Origin of the sequence: Rhodobacter flavimaris, assembly GCF_021378075.1 — a bacterium.
GTDB classification, from domain to species: domain Bacteria; phylum Pseudomonadota; class Alphaproteobacteria; order Rhodobacterales; family Rhodobacteraceae; genus Rhodobacter; species Rhodobacter flavimaris.
Window position 1 is genome coordinate 1 of sequence record NZ_JAJUOS010000041.1, and the last position, 686, is coordinate 686.

The 686-nt window shown below is 57.4% G+C and carries 1 protein-coding gene; it reads left to right on the forward strand.

Features of this window, described 5'->3' with window-relative positions; genetic code table 11:
• Positions 1–180, forward strand: a 180-nt coding sequence (locus LZA78_RS17565) for a hypothetical protein (RefSeq protein WP_233678169.1), incomplete at its 5' end; no start/stop codon positions are given.
• Positions 181–686 lie beyond the last annotated feature (506 nt).

Sequence of the window (686 nt, forward strand, 5' to 3'; positions counted from 1 at the left end):
GCTTGGTCGGCGATTTTGAATTGGAGGATTTGGGCTTCATCTTCGTTCCTTCGTCACTACGACGAAGCCCAAATCCTCCTTAAATCACAACCTCAAATCTGTGCCATAGGCGCTGACGGGGGACAGGGCGCCGAAGTCGTCCGCCATGCAGCCAACACGAAAGGAGTCAACCACCCGTGATCGCACGATACGTCGCCATTTGGAGGGTCCATGGGGCGAACAAACTGGTGTCAGAGTCCCCAAATCCTGCCCTGGTCTCATCCACTGCACCTCGGGTCACTGCCACACTGACTTCCGACCCAGAACCCTATTTTTCCCACATCGATACCTCGAGCGCCACTGCAGCGCTCCTATTTGAGGGGCTTTTCTCACCCAATAAGGACGGTTCGCCGGAAGAGCGGGTTGCGAAAGAGGTCGAGGCCATCCGAAAGCGCCGCGGCATACCCGATGGGCAAGCCGTCTACCTAGCAATAGAGGGAGAGCAAGAGGTCTCGGTGCCTGGCTTGGCGAAGCGGCGTGATCTGGAGGAGTTTTCCGTTTGCTTCGACGCGCTCGACAAGTGTCCGTCGTCAGAACATTTGGCGCAACTCGTGGCGTAGATTAGCGGAGAGCGGGCCTCGTCTGTGGGATGATGTTATGCGGCGAGCTTGTGGTGCTGCAAGCGCCGATATTCGAGGGTCTGTCGT